This window comes from Arthrobacter roseus (assembly GCF_016907875.1).
Classification (GTDB): domain Bacteria; phylum Actinomycetota; class Actinomycetes; order Actinomycetales; family Micrococcaceae; genus Arthrobacter_J; species Arthrobacter_J roseus.
The window spans coordinates 1,803,071-1,820,513 of record NZ_JAFBCU010000001.1; the positions used below are offsets into that span (position 1 = coordinate 1,803,071).

15 protein-coding genes are annotated in these 17,443 nt (G+C 58.5%); all 15 read left to right on the plus strand.

Going from position 1 to position 17,443, the window contains the following annotated elements; genetic code table 11:
• Positions 1-22 precede the first annotated feature (22 nt).
• The 15 genes from JOE65_RS08840 (at position 23) to JOE65_RS08910 (ending at position 17,237) form a co-directional block, all read left to right on the plus strand.
• Positions 23-1,084 carry a tRNA (adenine-N1)-methyltransferase gene (locus tag JOE65_RS08840; protein ID WP_205164108.1) on the plus strand — a complete coding sequence of 354 codons (1,062 nt, stop codon included), beginning with the start codon at positions 23-25 and terminating at the stop codon, positions 1,082-1,084.
• A gap of 17 nt (positions 1,085-1,101) precedes the next feature.
• Complete coding sequence (arc, locus tag JOE65_RS08845) at positions 1,102-2,862, plus strand: proteasome ATPase (protein ID WP_420827500.1); 1,761 nt, start codon at positions 1,102-1,104, stop codon at positions 2,860-2,862.
• A gap of 14 nt (positions 2,863-2,876) precedes the next feature.
• Positions 2,877-4,451 carry a depupylase/deamidase Dop gene (dop, locus tag JOE65_RS08850; RefSeq protein WP_205162844.1) on the plus strand — a complete coding sequence of 525 codons (1,575 nt, stop codon included), beginning with the start codon at positions 2,877-2,879 and terminating at the stop codon, positions 4,449-4,451.
• A gap of 65 nt (positions 4,452-4,516) precedes the next feature.
• Positions 4,517-4,723 (plus strand): ubiquitin-like protein Pup, encoded by a 207-nt coding sequence (locus JOE65_RS08855; RefSeq protein ID WP_205162845.1) that lies wholly within the window; start codon positions 4,517-4,519, stop codon positions 4,721-4,723.
• Positions 4,724-4,727: 4 nt separating this feature from the next.
• Entirely contained in the window at positions 4,728-5,546 is an 819-nt protein-coding gene (gene prcB, locus JOE65_RS08860; protein WP_239537032.1) for a proteasome subunit beta, read from the plus strand.
• Position 5,547: 1 nt separating this feature from the next.
• Positions 5,548-6,264 (plus strand): proteasome subunit alpha, encoded by a 717-nt coding sequence (prcA, locus tag JOE65_RS08865; protein ID WP_205162847.1) that lies wholly within the window; start codon positions 5,548-5,550, stop codon positions 6,262-6,264.
• Positions 6,264-7,625 carry a Pup--protein ligase gene (pafA, locus tag JOE65_RS08870; protein ID WP_205162848.1) on the plus strand — a complete coding sequence of 454 codons (1,362 nt, stop codon included), beginning with the start codon at positions 6,264-6,266 and terminating at the stop codon, positions 7,623-7,625. Before prcA ends, pafA begins: the two co-directional genes overlap by 1 nt.
• 117 nt (positions 7,626-7,742) lie before the next feature.
• Positions 7,743-8,684 (plus strand): FKBP-type peptidyl-prolyl cis-trans isomerase, encoded by a 942-nt coding sequence (locus JOE65_RS15505; RefSeq protein ID WP_205162849.1) that lies wholly within the window; start codon positions 7,743-7,745, stop codon positions 8,682-8,684.
• An 8-nt stretch (positions 8,685-8,692) separates the two neighbouring features.
• Positions 8,693-9,088 (plus strand): FKBP-type peptidyl-prolyl cis-trans isomerase, encoded by a 396-nt coding sequence (locus JOE65_RS08880; RefSeq protein ID WP_205162850.1) that lies wholly within the window; start codon positions 8,693-8,695, stop codon positions 9,086-9,088.
• 94 nt (positions 9,089-9,182) lie between these two features.
• Complete coding sequence (locus JOE65_RS08885) at positions 9,183-11,162, plus strand: WYL domain-containing protein (protein ID WP_205162851.1); 1,980 nt, start codon at positions 9,183-9,185, stop codon at positions 11,160-11,162.
• 17 nt (positions 11,163-11,179) lie between these two features.
• Positions 11,180-11,521 (plus strand): hypothetical protein, encoded by a 342-nt coding sequence (locus tag JOE65_RS08890; protein ID WP_205162852.1) that lies wholly within the window; start codon positions 11,180-11,182, stop codon positions 11,519-11,521.
• Between the two features lie 31 nt (positions 11,522-11,552).
• Positions 11,553-11,849, plus strand: coding sequence for a Sec-independent protein translocase subunit TatA (gene tatA / locus JOE65_RS08895; protein ID WP_205162853.1), 297 nt, complete (start codon positions 11,553-11,555; stop codon positions 11,847-11,849).
• A 5-nt stretch (positions 11,850-11,854) separates the two neighbouring features.
• Positions 11,855-12,682, plus strand: a complete 828-nt coding sequence (tatC, locus tag JOE65_RS08900) for a twin-arginine translocase subunit TatC (protein ID WP_239536667.1) — start codon at positions 11,855-11,857, stop codon at positions 12,680-12,682.
• 59 nt (positions 12,683-12,741) lie between these two features.
• The gene (locus JOE65_RS08905) at positions 12,742-15,549 is read left to right on the plus strand and encodes a DEAD/DEAH box helicase (RefSeq protein WP_205162854.1); all 2,808 of its coding nucleotides are present in this window, start codon (positions 12,742-12,744) and stop codon (positions 15,547-15,549) included.
• A gap of 38 nt (positions 15,550-15,587) precedes the next feature.
• Entirely contained in the window at positions 15,588-17,237 is a 1,650-nt protein-coding gene (locus JOE65_RS08910) for an amidohydrolase (protein ID WP_338021594.1), read from the plus strand.
• Positions 17,238-17,443 lie beyond the last annotated feature (206 nt).

Consider the following 17,443-nt stretch of genomic DNA (forward strand, 5'->3'; position numbering starts at 1 on the left):
GAAGAACCTGGAGCAGCCAGCAATGCCCATTCCTGAAAATGCCCCAGCATCACAACCGCACGGTGCGGCCGTGCGCCGCGGGCCCCTGCGCGCAGGCGAACGCGTTCAGCTGACGGATAACAAGGGCCGACGCAACACCATCACCCTGACCGAGGGTGGGGCCTTCCACACCCATCGTGGTTTTCTGACCCACGACCAACTCATCGGGCAGCCAGAAGGCGTGGTCGTGGCCAACACCACGGGACACCAGTATCAGGGGCTGAGGCCGTTACTGTCCGATTTTGTTTTGTCGATGCCTCGTGGCGCTGCCGTTGTTTACCCGAAGGATGCTGGCCAGATTGTGACGATGGCAGACATCTTCCCGGGTGCCAGGGTAGTTGAAGCTGGCGTGGGGTCCGGTGCACTGAGTATTTCGCTGCTTCGGGCAGTCGGGGATCTGGGCCGGTTGCATTCATTTGAGCGGCGCGAAGAATTTGCTGATATTGCCCGCGGAAATGTCGAAACCATTTTTGGTGGTCCGCACCCGGCATGGCAGCTTTCGCTCGGAGATTTCCAGGATGAAGTCATCAAGTCCGAGGAACCGGGAAGCGTCGACCGGGTAGTCCTTGACATGCTGGCACCGTGGGAATGTATCGACGCCGTGGCAACGGTTCTCGCTCCAGGTGGAGTGTGGATCAGCTATGTGGCCACCGTGACTCAACTCTCGCGCACGGCCGAAGCTATCCGCGCGGATGGACGCTTTACCGAGCCCGACGGGTGGGAGTCCATGGTCCGCGGATGGCACCTTGAAGGCCTCGCAGTCCGTCCGGATCACCGGATGGTCGCGCACACAGGATTCCTTCTGACGGCCAGGAGGCTAGCCGATGGAGTCACCGGACTATCTCCCAAACGCAAACCGTCCAAAACTGGTTTCAGTCAGGAAGACCTCGATGCGTGGACCCCACAGGCCGTGGGTGAACGGGATGTTTCAGACCGGAAGCTCAGACGCGCGGCGCGCGAAGCCAGCTCAACGGTGCAACGCGGAGCACTGGTCCACGCAGAGGAACTCAGGAAGCAACAGGGGCTCGAAGAGTCCGGAGACTAGAAGAAGGCGGTATCGCTGTGTCGCAGTCAGGGATTCAGGAGCAGGAACCGGATAAGAATAACACCACCGGCGGCGTTCAAGGGGAGCAGGCTGCCCTTGTACGGCGGCTCAGCGTACTTCGGGACAAACTGCGGACTATCGATCGGCAGCTGGCGGCAGCAACTCAGAACAACAGCAAGCTAGTTTCCATGCTGGAATCGGCAAAGGCGGAGATTCTCCGTCTCAAGGATGCCCTGGAGAACGAAGGTGGGACACCGTTCAGTTTTGGAATCGTTCAACAGGTGAACAGGACGCAGGAACGGGAAGAAGGCCGTAACATTCGCGCTACCGTTCAGGAAAGCGTGGACATCATGCAGTCCGGGCGAAAGCTCCGAGTCGGCATGTCACCGCTGCTCAGCATCTCCGAGCTGTCCAGCGGTCAGGAAGTCCTCCTGAACGAATCGCTGACGATCGTCGCGGCGCTCGGATATGAGCGTGCCGGTGAAGTCGTCACGGTTAAGGAACTTCTGGGACCAGACCGGGTGCTCATTGTCGGCCGGGCGGATGAGGAACGTGTCGTTCGCCTCTCTGGCCAACTGCTGAAGGATGCTCCACGCGTCGGCGACGGCGTGTCCCTTGACTCCCGCTCCGGCTATGCATTGGAACGGATTCCGCGCAGCGAGGTTGAAAACCTGGTTCTCGAGGAAGTTCCTGAAATTTCTTATGCGGATATCGGCGGTCTTGGCCCGCAGATCGAGCAAATCCACGATGCAGTCGAACTGCCGTTCCTTCACCCGGACCTCTACCGCGAGCACGGTCTCAAGGCCCCCAAAGGGATCCTGCTCTACGGCCCGCCAGGGTGCGGTAAGACCCTTATCGCGAAAGCGGTTGCCAATTCGCTTGCAGCCCGAGCCCGCGAGAAGGCCGGAACTCCCTTCGTCAAGAGCTACTTTTTGAACATTAAAGGCCCCGAGCTGCTTGACAAGTATGTCGGTGAAACTGAACGAAGCATCCGCTCCATCTTTGCCCGGGCCAGGGAAAAAGCCTCAGCGGGCTCACCCGTCGTCGTCTTCTTCGACGAAATGGATTCGCTGTTCCGTACCCGTGGCACAGGAGTATCCTCCGACGTTGAGACAACCATTGTGCCGCAACTCCTCAGCGAGATTGACGGCGTGGAAACCCTCGAGAACGTGATCGTCATTGGCGCGTCAAACCGCGAAGACATGATAGATCCTGCCATCCTGCGGCCGGGACGTTTGGACGTCAAAATCAAGATAGAACGGCCGGACGCCCAGGGGGCGGGCGAGATCTTCGGAAAGTACCTCAATGCAGACCTTCCGCTACATCCCAACGACCTCGCGGAGTACGAAGGCGATAGGAACCGCACCGTTGACGCGATGATCCAGCTGACTGTGGAGAAGATGTATGCAACGGACAAGACCAACGAATACCTTGAAGTGACGTACGCCAATGGTGATACGGAGATGCTGTACTTCAAGGACTTCAATTCAGGCGCCGTTATTCAGAACGTCGTGGACCGGGCTAAGAAATACGCCATCAAGGACTTTCTATCAGATGGTGTCCGGGGCCTGCGGATTGACCACCTTCTCCGAGCAGTCGTCGATGAATTCCGCGAGCATGAGGATCTGCCAAACACCACGAATCCGGACGACTGGGCACGTATCTCCGGCAAAAAGGGGGAACGCATCACGTACATACGTACGATCATCCAGGGCAAAGCTGGCCAGGAACCGGGAAAGACCATCGAAACACAGCCGAACACCGGACAGTACCTGTGAGTGTTAGGCGGGTCATGGGGACCGAAACCGAATATGGTGTGCTGGCTCCCTCTCAACCCGGCGCCAACTCCACGGTCCTGTCCAGCCAGATCGTCAACGCCTATGCAGCCACCCTGCGTGAAGGGTACGGAAATCTCGCTGGAACGCGCTGGGACTACACCGATGAGCATCCATTGCAGGACGCACGCGGATGGGAAATGTCCCGAAGTGAAGCGCATGCTTCCCAGCTGACGGATCAAGCGCCGGTGCTCGATGCTGAGCAGATCGCCTTGGCCGGTGCGGATTTCAGCGGCGCTTTCGAGACCGGTTCAGAAGACGACGTGCTGATGAACATGGTACTCGGCAACGGAGCACGGCTTTATGTGGATCATGCGCACCCTGAATATTCCTCTCCGGAGGTCACCAATCCGCGCGATGCGGTGCTGTGGGACAAGGCTGGGGACGTAGTTGTTCAGCGCGCCATGGAACGAGTGGCAGCGACCCCGGGTTTTGCGCCGGTCAACCTTTACAAGAACAACACGGATAGCAAGTCCGTTTCCTATGGTTCCCACGAGAACTACCTGATGCCACGCTCAGTGCCGTTCTCCGCAATAGCGTCCGGTCTCCTTCCCTTCTTCGCGTCCCGGCAGGTTATCTGCGGCGCGGGCAGGGTTGGCCTCGGCGCACTCTCGCAGGAATCGGGCTACCAGATAAGCCAAAGAGCAGATTTTTTCGAGGCATCCGTTGGGCTCGAAACCACGGTTCGTCGCCCGATCATCAATACCCGGGATGAGCCTCACGCGGTAGCGGACAAGTATCGGCGCCTGCACGTCATCATCGGCGACGCGAACCTCAGTGAAGTATCGTGCTATCTCAAGGTCGGTACTGCTGCGCTGGTGCTGGACATGATTGAAGCCGGGACTGTGCCGAATCTGGAACTCGATTCACCGGTTGAGGCGCTGCAGAGAATCAGTCATGATCCGTCGCTGCAGGCAACAGTACGCACCACAGATGGCCGTTCCCTGACTGGAGTGGATCTGCAGGAAATCTACTTCGAAGCGGCACAGGCGCACGTAGGCAATGACGCGGATGAACAAACACAGGACGTGCTGGCACGATGGGGAACACTGATCGATGTTCTTCGGCGTAACCCCATGGACGCGGCACGGGACGTGGACTGGGTGGCCAAGCTGAAATTGCTCCACGCATTTCGCGATCGCGACAACCTGGAATGGTCGGATGCACGCTTGGCACTGGTCGATCTCCAGTACGCGGACATGCGGCCATCAAAGGGGTTGTATTACAGGCTCGCAGCACGGGGCCAGATGACGCGTCTGCTAACCGACGGCGAGATTGAGACCGCCGTCTTAAACCCGCCATCGGACACCCGCGCCTATTTCCGAGGTAACTGTGTCAGCCGTTATTCAGCAAACGTGGCGAGCGCAAGCTGGGATTCGATTGTCTTCGAACTACCTGGGAGGCGGAGGTTGCAACGAATTCAGACACTAGAGCCCGGCAGGGGCACCCAGCTGCTCACTGAGCATCTGTTTGAAGCGGCCGATGACGTGGAACATTTCGTATCGCTGCTTCTGGGCGATACCCCGGGCTAAGGTGGCACCATAGATGACACAGGGGACGTACTTAACGCCGATGACGTGAATGAGGAGGCAGTTCAATGGCAACGCAGGAAAGCAAGAACACCGGGTCGCAGTCCCGTGAGGTCGATGAGGTAGACGAAACGCCTCTACCCACACAGCAGTCCTCTGTGGACATCACGCAGCAAACGGCGGGAACCGATGATCTTCTCGACGAGATCGACGGCGTGTTGGAAGTCAACGCTGAGGAGTTCGTCCGCGGATTTGTTCAAAAGGGTGGGCAGTAAGCCAATGATGGAGGGCCGCGAACGCGTCGTCGCGGACGCCGCCGTTGCGTCGTTCAGTGCCTATCTCAGTGCAGCACACCCGGACCAGCTGCCGTTTTCTCGTAATCTGGGAGCGGCAACGGGTGGTTCGAGTGCTTTGGCACCGCAGGCAACCACTATTGTCGCCATGACCTATTCGGGTGGCACGCTGATGGCGGGGGACCGGCGAGCCACGATGGGAAACGTCATCGCCAGCCGGCATATCGAGAAGGTATTCCCTGCAGACCAATACTCAGTTTTGGGCATCGCAGGCACCGCTGGCATAGCGATGGACCTCATGCGTCTGTTTCAGGTGGAACTTGAACACTACGAGAAAATTGAAGACACGCTCATGAGCCTCGACGGCAAGGCTAACAGGCTTGCCGCCATGGTTCGCGCGAACCTCCCGTTGGCCATGCAGGGGCTGGCTGTTATTCCGCTGTTCACCGGATACGACACAGCGCTCCACATTGGTCGGCTCTTTTCTTATGATGTCACCGGAGGGCGGTACGAAGAGCAGGAACACCACAGTGTCGGTTCCGGGGCCGGGTTTGCGCGCGGGGCGTTGAAAAAGCTCTGGCAGCCCAATATGTCTCGCAGCACAGCTGTTGATGTTGCTGTTGAGGCCCTCTATGACGCAGCCGACGACGATTCGGCCACCGGCGGACCGGATCCGGTCCGCGATCTATGGCCAGTGGTCTACGCGGTCGATGCTGCTGGAACGGTGCGTATCCCGGACCGGGAGCTGGCGGCAGCAGCGGCCAGAATTATTGGCGTCCGCAGCAGCGTTGGGCGGGAGGCCTGACATGACTCAGCAGTTCTATGTTTCGCCCGAGCAGATGATCAAGGATCGTGCGGATTTTTCGCGGAAGGGCATCGCTCGCGGTCGCTCTGTGGTTGTGCTCAGCTGTCGTGACGGAATTGCTCTGGTGGCGGAGAACCCCTCACCGTCGCTACATAAATTGAGTGAAATATATGATCGAATCGCTTTCGCCGCTGTGGGTAAGTACAACGAATTCGAGGGTCTGCGGCAGGCCGGTATTCGCTATGCGGATGTTCGCGGTTATTCCTACGATCGCGCTGACGTTACTGCACGTGGTCTGGCCAGCGTGTATGCGGAGAGTCTCGGAGCTGTCTTTACGGCCGAAAGCAAACCGTTTGAGGTAGAACTTGCGGTGGCTGAGGTGGGGCCAACGTCGGCTGAGGATCATTTGTACCGGTTGTCGTATGACGGTTCCATCGCAGATGAGAGCAGTTTTATTGTCATGGGCGGCGATGCTGATGCTGTGATCAGGCGCCTCGAAAGTGTCTTTGACGGGGGAGCGTCACTATCGGAATCAGTTCGTGCCGCAGTCCAGGCGTTAGCCGGAGACCGGCCTGAACAGGTGAAGTTGGACCCCTCGTTATTGGAGGCCGCGGTACTTGAACGTGATCCTCTGACCAGCAGGGGATCACGGCGGGCGTTCCGGCGGATTATGGGACGGGAACTGGATGATATGCTCAAAGAGAAGGAGCGCCCCTAGTGGATCGCAGGATTTTTGGCGTTGAAACGGAGTACGGCATAGCGTATTCGGACCCGGGAGGTAGGCCGCTCACACCTGAAGAAGTTGCCCGGTACCTCTTTCGTAAGGTTGTCAGCTGGGGTAGGTCTTCCAATGTGTTTCTCGGCAACGGGTCCCGGCTGTATCTCGACGTTGGCTCCCATCCGGAATACGCGACTGCTGAGTGCGACGACGTCGCGCAACTAATTGCTCATGACCGAGCCGGTGAGCTCATTCTCGATGACCTCGTTGATGAAGCCCAGGACCGGTTATCGGTGGAGGGTTTCAACGGCAAGATTTACCTGTTCAAGAACAACACCGATTCCGCCGGGAATTCTTATGGCAGCCACGAGAATTACCTGATTCCGCGAAAGACGGAGTTCACCCGGCTCACCGAAACTCTCATCCCGTTTCTTGTGACCCGGCAGCTGCTCTGTGGCGCGGGTAAGGTGCTTCCGGGCCAAAATGAGTCGTCCTACGCGTTTTCCCAACGTGCCGATCACATGTGGGAGGGCATATCCTCGGCGACCACCCGGTCTCGCCCGATCATCAACACCCGTGACGAGCCGCATGCGGACGCTGAATTCTACCGACGACTGCACGTCATCTGCGGCGATTCCAACATGTCGGAAACCACTACTCTGCTCAAAGTGGGGTCAGCCGATCTGATCCTTAGAATGATCGAATCCGGGGCTATCCTGCGCGATCTGCGCCTTGAGAATCCGATTCGCAGCATCCGCGACGTTTCCCACGATCTAACCGGAGGGCATAAGCTCAAGCTCGCCAATGGCAAGGAAATGACCGCGGTGCAGATGCAGCACGAATTCCTTGCTAAAGCTACGGCGTTCGTGGAGACCAACGGTGCCCACAGCCCGCACGTGAGCCGGATCCTGGATCTGTGGGAACGTACGTTGGAGGCAGTGGAGTCGGGGAATCACTCGGCTATTGACACAGAAATTGACTGGGCCATCAAGAAGAAGCTTCTTGATGGTTACCAGCGACGCCGAGGAGTATCGCTCGATTCGCCGCGCGTCGCGCAGCTAGATCTGACTTACCATGACATCAGCCGGAAGCGGGGCATTTTTTTCCTGCTTCAAGCCAGGGGCGGGGCAGCCCGGGTCGTCACAGATGAGGCAGTCCAATCCGCGGTGACATCACCGCCCGAAACCACTAGGGCACGGCTCCGTGGTGAGTTTGTGCGCCGTGCGCAGGAAGCCGGGAAGGATTACACCGTCGATTGGGTGCACCTGAAACTTAACGATCGCGCTCAGCACACTGTTCTTTGCAAGGACCCGTTCGCTGCTTTCGATGAGCGAGTGGATGCGCTGCTGGAGCGTCTGTGAGGTAACTGGCAGCGACGTCAGCCGCGGTGAGGAGTTACCCTAGATGAGTCTGCCTGTACCCGATGCATGGCCAGCCGAGTTATTTCCGACCATATCCTCACCAGTGAAAGAAGCACTGTGCGCAAAGTACTAGCGATTATCCTCCCCGCCCTGTTACTGCTGACGGCGTGTGGAGGGGCAGAAGAGGGCGAGTCTTCGGGGCAGGCCGGCGCCCTTGACTCCGTGACCGTCACGGTCGAGGACGAGAAGAAGGCACCCAAGGTGGAGTTCGATGCTCCCCTCGAAGTTTCCGAGCCTTCGGCAAAAGTGGTCTCAGTGGGAGACGGCGACACAGTTGCCGAAGGGGATCGTGTATCGATTCGTCTGGTCTCCCTTGACCCGGAGAAGGGTGAAGAGCTCGGCAATACTTACGACCAGCCCGAACCTCAGATTATTCCCCTGACTGACCAACTGAAGAAAACCGATGAAGCCCTCTATGAAGTGCTTGTTGGCGCAAAAGTTGGGGCACAGATTGCTTACATGATTCCGACCAAGGAATCCGAGGAAGCGCAGCTGCCCAAACAGCTTCTCGTTCTCAAGGTCGAGGACAGCGAAGCTTCGCCAGTGGCGATGAAACAAGATGAAGTGGAAAAGCTTGATGAGGCTGGCGCTCTACCCACTGCAAAGCTTAATGGAAAAGGCGTTCCCGCTATTACGATTCCCGAGGGCAAAGACGCGCCCGAGAAGGTCACTGTCCAGGTGCTGAAGCAGGGCGACGGCGCCGAAGTGACCAAGGAAAGTGCCGTCAGCGCCGAGTACCTGGGTGTTCGTTGGGAAGACGGCAAGAAGTTCGACTCCAGCTTCGAGGAAGGACGCGACCCGTTCGAGTTCTCCATGTCGGCACCGCGCGTCATAGAGGGTTGGACAGTCGCGGCTCTAGGCCACAAGAAGGGCTCCGAGCTCCTTGTCACCATTCCGGCCGAGCTGGCCTACGGCGAGGAACCGGGCGAAGGCAAGCCAGCTGGCGCGCTCGTTTTCTACATGAAGCTCGTCGATGTAAAAGCCGAAAAAGCGGAGTAAGGAACAGCATGTCATTTGGAAAACGCGAATACGATCGTCAGAAGCCTGAAATCGATTTCCCCGGAGTTGCGGCACCGGAGTCGCTCGTCATCAGGGACCTGATTGACGGTGATGGCACAGAGGTAAAGTCGGGAAGCACCGTTTCGGCTCACTACGTTGGTGTGGCGCATTCCACGGGCGAGGAGTTCGACGCCTCCTGGAACCGCGGCGCACCGCTCGATTTCAAGGTTGGTGTCGGGCAGGTCATCCAGGGATGGGACGAAGGCCTGGTAGGTATGAAGGTTGGTGGACGACGCCGGTTGGATATCCCGTCTTCCATGGCATATGGGGAGCGCGGCGCAGGTTCGGCGGTTGCCCCCGGGGAGTCACTGATTTTTGTTGTGGATCTTCTCGGCGTGCGTTAGCTCTACTCAATGAAAGCCGGGCGGCCGGCGCCTCAAGGCGCGTACCCGCCCGGCTTTCGCAACTCTGCATCATTTGGAAGGTAGCGTTGCACTTGTGTCTGCGAAACGTACCGAACGCCTGTTGAGCCTGGTTATGGCGCTGATGTCCTCGCGCCGTGGTTTCTCCAAACAGGAGCTGTTTGACGAGATCGAACTTTACCGTTCGGTGGCGAGTGACCAGGCGCGTGAAAAACTCTTTGACCGTGACAAGGCTGCTCTGCGAGAACAAGGCATTCCGGTCGAGACAATCCCAGGTGATTCATTGTTCGACAATGAGTCCGCGTCTCAGCGTTACCGGATCAATGTTGTCGAGTACAGTCTGCCGGAGCTGAACTTTTCCGCATCGGAACTGGCGGTGCTGGCTCTGGCAGCACAAATGTGGGAAAAGGCCGCCCTAGGCTCTGCCGCTCAGCGTGCCCTCAGGAAAGTTTCGGTACGTTCTGGCGAAACGTCCGACGTCGAGCTGCCGCTTGTCCAACCAAAGTTCAGTACTTCTGACCCATATTTCGATGAGCTGTGGCAGGCAACGTCACAGCGTCAGCGGGTGCTATTTGATTATGGATCGGCACGGTCTGAGATCGCTGAATCACGCACAGTACAGCCGTGGGGGTTGGGCAGTCGGTTCGGGCATTGGTATCTTGTCGGGTTTGATGAGTCACGCCAGGCTGAACGTTATTTCCGTCTGAGTCGAATCACGAGCACTGTCCGGGTTTTGACCGGCAGTTACACAGTGCCGTCCGACTTTTCCATCCACCGTTCTCTGGCTTCCCTGGACACTGCCTTCGAACAGCGCACTGCAAGGCTCCGGGTGCGGCGCGGAACAGGGCACGCGATTCGTCTCGATGGTGAGGTCATTGAGCGTGACGGGATGATGGATACTGTTCTCGTTTCGTTTACTGATCCAGCGGGAATGGCCGGGCGTCTGGCCGCCCTGGGCTCAAAGGTAGAGGTCATTGAACCGCAGGATCTCCGCGAAGCCGTCCATGAGTTATTGACCAGGGCTCTTGAACGTGCCCGAGAACAAGTTCCTGCGTTCACGGTTGATCAGGTGCCCTCCAGACCGCCCAGCAGTTCCAAAAGGTCTTCTGATGAGCATCTCGGTCGGTTGCTGGACCTCGTACCCTATGTACTGCATCGGCAGGGAGCCGACGTAGCCGGAACGGCGAGGCACTTCGGGGTCTCCACCACGCAACTCGTGAAGGATCTCGATTTGCTCTTTGTGAGCGGACCGAGGCACTACCCAGATCATTTGCTCGATGTGAGTTACGAAGACAACCGAATTTATATTGACAACGCGGACAAGTTCTCCGAGCCAGTACGGCTGGCAATGGACGAGGCTTATGCCCTCATCGTTGGCCTCCAGTCGTTGAAGTCGCTGCCCGGTGTTCATCACACTGACGCAGTTGAATCGGCTCTTGCCACACTGGCAGATGCTGCCGGAGGGGCGGGCTTTGCTGACGGCGTGCTCGGCAGCACTATCGCTGAGCGTGGTCTTGAAACACGGTTGAATGAGCTCCGGGGTGCTCTGGAGACCAGAAAACAGGTGCACTTGACTTATCTGGTTCCGGGACGCGATGAAATCACCAAACGTTCCGTCGACCCGTTGACGCTCTTCTCGCGGGACAACGATTGGTACATGGAGGCATGGTGCAGGTCCGTCGACGGTCTGCGCAACTTTCGATTGGACCGCATTATCGATGCTGTCGTCACGGATCTACCGTCCGCAGAGCAGGTCTCGCGTGCCGTTGATCACCGCTCCGGTGCGGGGCAGCTGTTCACACCGGATGAGAACGACGTCGCCGTGACGCTTGTCATCGACCGGCGCGCAGCCTGGATCGTTGATCGCTATCAGGCCACGCATACGGCGGATCTACCGGATGGCCGTATCGCTGCCGTGATTCCCGTGGCTACGACGTCCTGGGTTCCTGGGTTCGTCGCTTCCCACGGTGGCGACGTAACTGTGGCGGCGCCACAAATACTCCGGGACCGCGTCGAGGAATGGATTCTGGACTCGCTCGGGGTCTCGCCACTATGAACCAGTAGACTGAGGACATGCCTTGGTGGTCGTGGATCGTGTTGTGGGTTGCGCTCGTAGCGTTGACCCTGTTGTTCCTGATCTATTGCGGGTTCCGGCTGTACCGAGGTTTCTCAGTGCTCCTAGCAGAATTGGGCACAGCGTCATCCGTGCTGGACAGGCTTTCCGCTCCGGACCTTCAGCCCGAGGGCACGGATATACGCCACTTCGAGCCGGCCGTTTTCGCAGATCCATCCGAAATCCGCAGCGTGTACCGCTCGGGAAAGGCGCATCGGCAAGAGCTTCGGCGCGTCAACCGCGTAGCGCGTCGCATAGACCGTGGTCAACCAGTAGCTGTCCGGGACCTACCAGGTCTGTGACGTAGAGTTTAACTAGTCGAAAGGAACTCTCATGAGGCTTGAACCATGGCATTTTTTGATCTTGATCGCCATCGCATTGCTGCTCTTCGGTGCTCCCAAGTTGCCGGGACTGGCGCGGAGCCTGGGCCAGTCCATGCGGATCTTCAAATCTGAGGTCAAGCAGATGAAGGATGACGGCAACTCAGACCCGAAATCTTCGGAGTCAGACGGTTCGCCGGTCGAAGGACGGGTCGTGGACGGCTCTCATGCCGACTCATACAATCCACCCAGCGGCAACCCGGGGCACAATGACCGTTCCCACACTAAATCGCCAAACGATTCACCGTAGGCGCAATGGCTCTGCGCAAGGGGCGCACATCTAACCCTGAAGGGCGGATGGCCCTTAAAGAACACCTCAAGGAACTGCGAAACCGACTCTTCAAATGTGCGCTGGCGGTGGTGATTGGCTCTATCGCGGGGTTCTTCTTGTATAACCCTGTTATGCAAGAGCTCGCCCAGCCTATAGAGGAGATAAACAACAACACTGGCCGTGACGCAACACTGAACTTCGATGGCGTTGCTTCGGCCTTCGACTTCATGATTCAAATTGCCGTCTTCATTGGACTGATATTGGCCAGTCCCGTGTGGCTCTACCAATTGTGGGCCTTCGTCACGCCGGGTCTCAAACGTAAAGAGCGTCGCATAGCCCTGTCGTTTCTCGCTGTTGCAGTTCCTCTGTTCTTGGCAGGAATTGGACTGGCGTGGTTGGTCTTCCCAACGGCCATAGAGACGCTTACGGGGTTTACCCCCGAGGGTTTCTCCAACTTCATCTCCGTGACGGTCTTCGTACCCTTCTTCTTAAAATTGTCCCTGGCTTTCGGCATTGCTTTCTTGCTGCCCGTAGTTCTGTTCGGTCTGAATATGCTGGGAATTCTTTCCGGTCGGCAGATTCTCAAGAGCTGGCGGATTACCGTATTTCTAGTATGCGTTTTTGCTGCGATGGCTGCCCCAGGAGCCGATGCCATGAGCATGTTTTACCTGGCCGTACCCTTGTTGGCGCTGTTTTTTGTCGCGATCGGGCTGTGCGTACTCAATGACAAGCGGCGTGCGCGACGGATGGCTTCCGTGGTGGCCGAGACAGAGGCCACGGCGGACAAGGCGTCGCACATCGAGGGCCTGTAGCGCAACGCGACACCGGAGACTTGTAGTTCACTGTCGGTGCCAGCCTTTAGGGTGGGAACATGACGTCGCCATCGGAGCGATACGCCGAGGCCAAACAGCGGAACGCGTACGCAAAATCAGAGCTCTCCCGTTTCGAGGCCACGCTGGGCTTTGACCTGGATCCGTTTCAGCGGGAAGCCTGCACATCACTAGAATCCAACCGCGGGGTGCTTGTGGCGGCACCGACGGGCGCAGGAAAGACCGCGGTCGGCGAGTTTGCTGTACATCTAGCGCTCAACCGAGGGCTAAAGGCGTTTTACACAACACCGATCAAGGCCCTGAGCAATCAAAAGTACCAGGAGTTGGCCGCAGCCCACGGCGGCGATCGGGTAGGGCTGCTGACCGGCGATACCAGCATCAACTCGGACGCTGACGTAGTGGTGATGACCACCGAGGTTCTCCGGAATATGCTCTACGCGGGTTCCGAGGCGTTGAATAACCTGGGGTACGTAGTCATGGACGAGGTCCACTACCTGGCGGATCGTTTCCGCGGTGCAGTGTGGGAAGAAGTGATTATTCACCTTCCCGAAGACGTGCTCCTCGTGTCCCTGAGCGCAACCGTGTCCAACGCGGAGGAATTTGGGGCGTGGTTGGACACCGTCCGTGGACACACCGACGTCGTCGTATCCGAACACAGGCCCGTACCCCTCTGGCAACACGTCATGGTTGGCCGCGAACTGATGGAGCTATTCGCTTCCGACGTGCCCTTCGATGAGACCGTCGGGGCCGGGGACGTGGGTGCCCAGGACCGGTACACGGTCAATCCTGAACTCTTGCGTCTGGCTCAGGCCGAGTCTCGTTCGAATCAGCGCTCAGGCTGGGGGGCAGGTGTACGGAGGCGGGGACGGCAGCCTGCCCGGTCGGCTCCTCCTGAGCCTCGAGTACGGCGCGCTACTAGGCCACAGGTGATTGCCCGGCTTGACCAGGACGGGCTCCTTCCTGCCATTACCTTCATTTTTTCCCGTAACGGGTGTGATGGAGCGGTTCGTCAGTGCGTCGATTCCGGTATATGGCTCACTACTGAGCCGGAACGGCGCCGGATCAGCGCCATTGTCGAGGAGTCCAGTCAGAACATTCCGGAGGAGGATCTGGAAGTTCTCGGCTTCTGGACCTGGCGTGAGGGGCTCATCCGTGGATACGCGGCCCATCACGCGGGCATGCTGCCTACCTTCAAAGAAGTCGTGGAAAGGCTCTTCTCCCAGGGACTTGTGAAGGCGGTATTCGCCACGGAAACACTGGCACTGGGCGTGAACATGCCGGCACGTTCAGTGGTGCTCGAAAAGCTGGACAAGTTCAACGGAGAATCGCATGTGGATATCACCGCAGGGGAGTACACGCAGCTCACAGGCCGAGCAGGACGCCGGGGAATCGACGTGGAGGGGCACGCCGTCGTACTCTGGCAGCCCGGCACGGATCCTACAGCCGTTGCGGGTCTGGCATCCCGACGCACCTACCCACTGAACTCGAGTTTTCGACCCACGTACAACATGAGCATCAATTTGGTCGCCCAGTTCGGGCGGGACCGTTCGCGCAGAATTCTCGAATCGTCTTTTGCACAGTTTCAGGCTGACCGCTCCGTTGTTGGCCTGGCCCGCCAAGTCAGGAGCAGGGAAGAGTCGCTTGAAGGTTACAGCAGCTCTATAACGTGCCATCTCGGTGACTTTTCCGAGTATGCGGCGCTTCGACGGGAGCTCTCGGAGCTCGAATCCAAAGCTGCGCGCAATGAGTCACGGTCCAGAAGATCATCGACAGCCGAGTCCCTGCAGGATCTTCGACCCGGAGACATTGTTGAGGTGCCGCGCGGGCGTCTTCAGGGGTTCGCTGTGGTGTTGTCTGAGGACCGCAACTCGCGCGATCCTCGTCCCACCGTTCTAACGGAGGACAAACAGGTCCGTCGTCTGGGTACGCGGGATGTGGATACACCGCTGGAACCCTACTCGCGAATCCGTATACCTAAACACTTCAACCAGGACTCTCCGAAAGAACGCCGCGACCTCTCATCCTCGGTCCGCAATGCTCTTCGCGAGAAGCGGCCCGCTCGCTCCGCCGAAGCGCAGCCCGCTCGCCGGGGTAACCAGCAGGAGATGGCAGCCACGGAGCTTCGCCGGAAATTGCGGGCGCACCCGTGTCACGGCTGCAGCGATAGAGAGAGCCATGCTCGCTGGGCGGAGCGCTGGTGGAAACTTCGCCGCGAAACCAACCAGCTCACGTCGCAGATTCAGGGTCGTACCAATACCATCGTCAAGACCTTCGACCGTGTATGCGAGGTGTTGCTGCATTATGGCTACATGGTAAGAACAGAGTCGGGACTGGCCATAACCCCCGTTGGCAGCCGGCTGAAGCGAATTTACGGCGAGAAAGATCTTCTGGTTGCGCTGTCCCTCGAGCATGGGGCCTGGGATGGATTGGACGCGGCAGAGGTGGCTTCGCTGGCTACGGTGCTCGTCTATCAGGCAAAGCGAGAAGAACGCGGCATGCGTCCTTCCATGCCGGGGACCGCCATGGAGCCCTCCGTAGATGTCATAGTCCGACAGTGGTCTCAGCTGACAGATCTGGAAGTGGCACACAAGCTGCCCGAGACAGGGGAGCCGGAACTGGGCCTTGTATGGCCCATGTACAAATGGGCCAGAGGCAGCTCGCTGCAACAAGCGTTGAAGGGAACCGAGCTGGCGGCCGGAGACTTTGTCCGGTGGGCCAAGCAGGTGATAGATCTACTGGATCAACTCGCACAGGTTCCTGACTTGCCAGCCGGGTTGCACGTCACATGCATCCGGGCTGTTGCCAGCATCGGCCGGGGTGTCGTTGCCTATTCGAATATTTCCGAATGATCCGAAAAGTCAGTATCTTTCGTAGGAGTTGATCTCTGGTGCCCGTCCTTCCTAGTGGAACATCCACATCCAGGCCCATTCTATATCGCAATGGTTCCGTCTATAGCGCTGCTGACCCCTTTGCCACGGCGATGCTGGTCGATGGTGACACTGTTGCCTGGGTTGGCTCAGAATACGCGGCAACGTCGATCGCGGATCACTCGATGGACGTCGTGGATCTAGACGGGGCGCTGATCACTCCAGGCTTTGTCGATTCCCATGTCCACCTGACGGAGACGGGCATAGCTCTGGCATCGGTGGACCTCAGTGGTATCGGATCGCTCGCCGAGCTTCTTTCTGTGGTGGAACGTGCAGCTGACCGTTCTACTGGAATGATCGTCGGGTTTGGGTGGGACGAATCCTTCTGGCCGGAGCGGAGGTGGCCTAGCGCGGCAGAACTAGATGCGGCGTCGGGCCACAGGGCTGTCTATTTAGTGCGCGCGGACATCCATTCCGCGGTGGTATCCGGGACGTTCGCAGCGTCTCTGCGGCTGCAGGACGAGAATGGATGGGACAACGGGTTTGTTGTCCGCGAGGCACACGAAGTGGCACGCAGTGCTTCGCGTCAATTGACGCTCGAGCAGAGGCATCATTTTCAAACAGCTGCGTTCTCTCACGCCGCATCGCGGGGGATCGTGGCGGTTGCCGAGATGGCTGCCCCGCACATATCACCGGTGGAGGATTTGCGACTGTCACTAGGGCTCGACGGCGCTGAGGATCACCATCCGCGTCCTGAAGTCCTCCCGTATTGGGGACAAGTAGTGTCTTCTGCGGACCACGCACGCGAGGTGGCAGACCAATTTGAAGGTCGGCTGTTGGGGCTGGCAGGGGATCTCAACATTGACGGTTCCATAGGGTCATACACTGCTGCTTTACGCGAGGGGTACAGCAATGCTGGGGACTCCACCGGGACCTTGTTCCTTGGTCCTGCAGAGGTGGCCGCCCATTTGTGCGCTGCAACCGAGGTAGGCCTCCAAGCCGGATTCCACGTTATCGGAGACCGCGCGCTGGATACAGTTATTGAGGGACTTCGACTCGCCGAACGTCGCGTAGGACTCGATAGGCTTTTGGCAGCCGGACACCGGTTGGAGCATGTGGAGATGACTGACGACGACGCCGTCGCGTCTCTTCTGCGCTTTGGCGTCACCTGCAGTATGCAGCCGGGGTTTGATTCCACCTGGGGCCGGCCTCAGGGCATGTATAGCCAGCGTCTGGGGGAGCGGTCAAAGCTGATGAACAGAGTTGGTACCTTGATTTCTGCTGGGGTTCCGGTCTCGCTCGGTTCAGATTCACCGGTAGTACCAATGGATCCCTGGTCGGCGATCCGCGGCTGTATGCAGCTCGGTAACGAGCGAGAACGCATTTCCGCGAGGGCAGCCTTCATTGCGCATACCAGGGCTGGTTGGCGCGCTGCACGGAACTCGAACCCCATGCTGGGGCAGCTTGCCCCGGGTACTCCTGCCTCGTACGCGGTATGGCAGGTCGAGGAGCTCATGGTGCAAACCCCGGATAACCGTGTCCAGTCCTGGAGCACCGATCCGCGGGCGGGGACCCCGTTACTGCCGGCGCTCGATTCAGAGAAACCACCCCTGTGTCTGAGGACGGTCCACAGAGGCAACGAATTGCACAACGATCCCGCGTTTGGCTGACCATTCAGGATCTTTTCAGACTTTCCCAAAAAGTCTGGGGCAATACCGCACCCCTCTGACGTGCACCGATGAACGTTGGAGCACGTCAGAGCAGGATTGACACGGGGGAGGGGATTAGTAGGCTGGAGAACCTACAGGTTGCAAACTTTGGCCGTCCGTTGCTGTCAGCTTCTCGGTGAGGGTGAGTGTTTCCTGGCCGGAGAGTA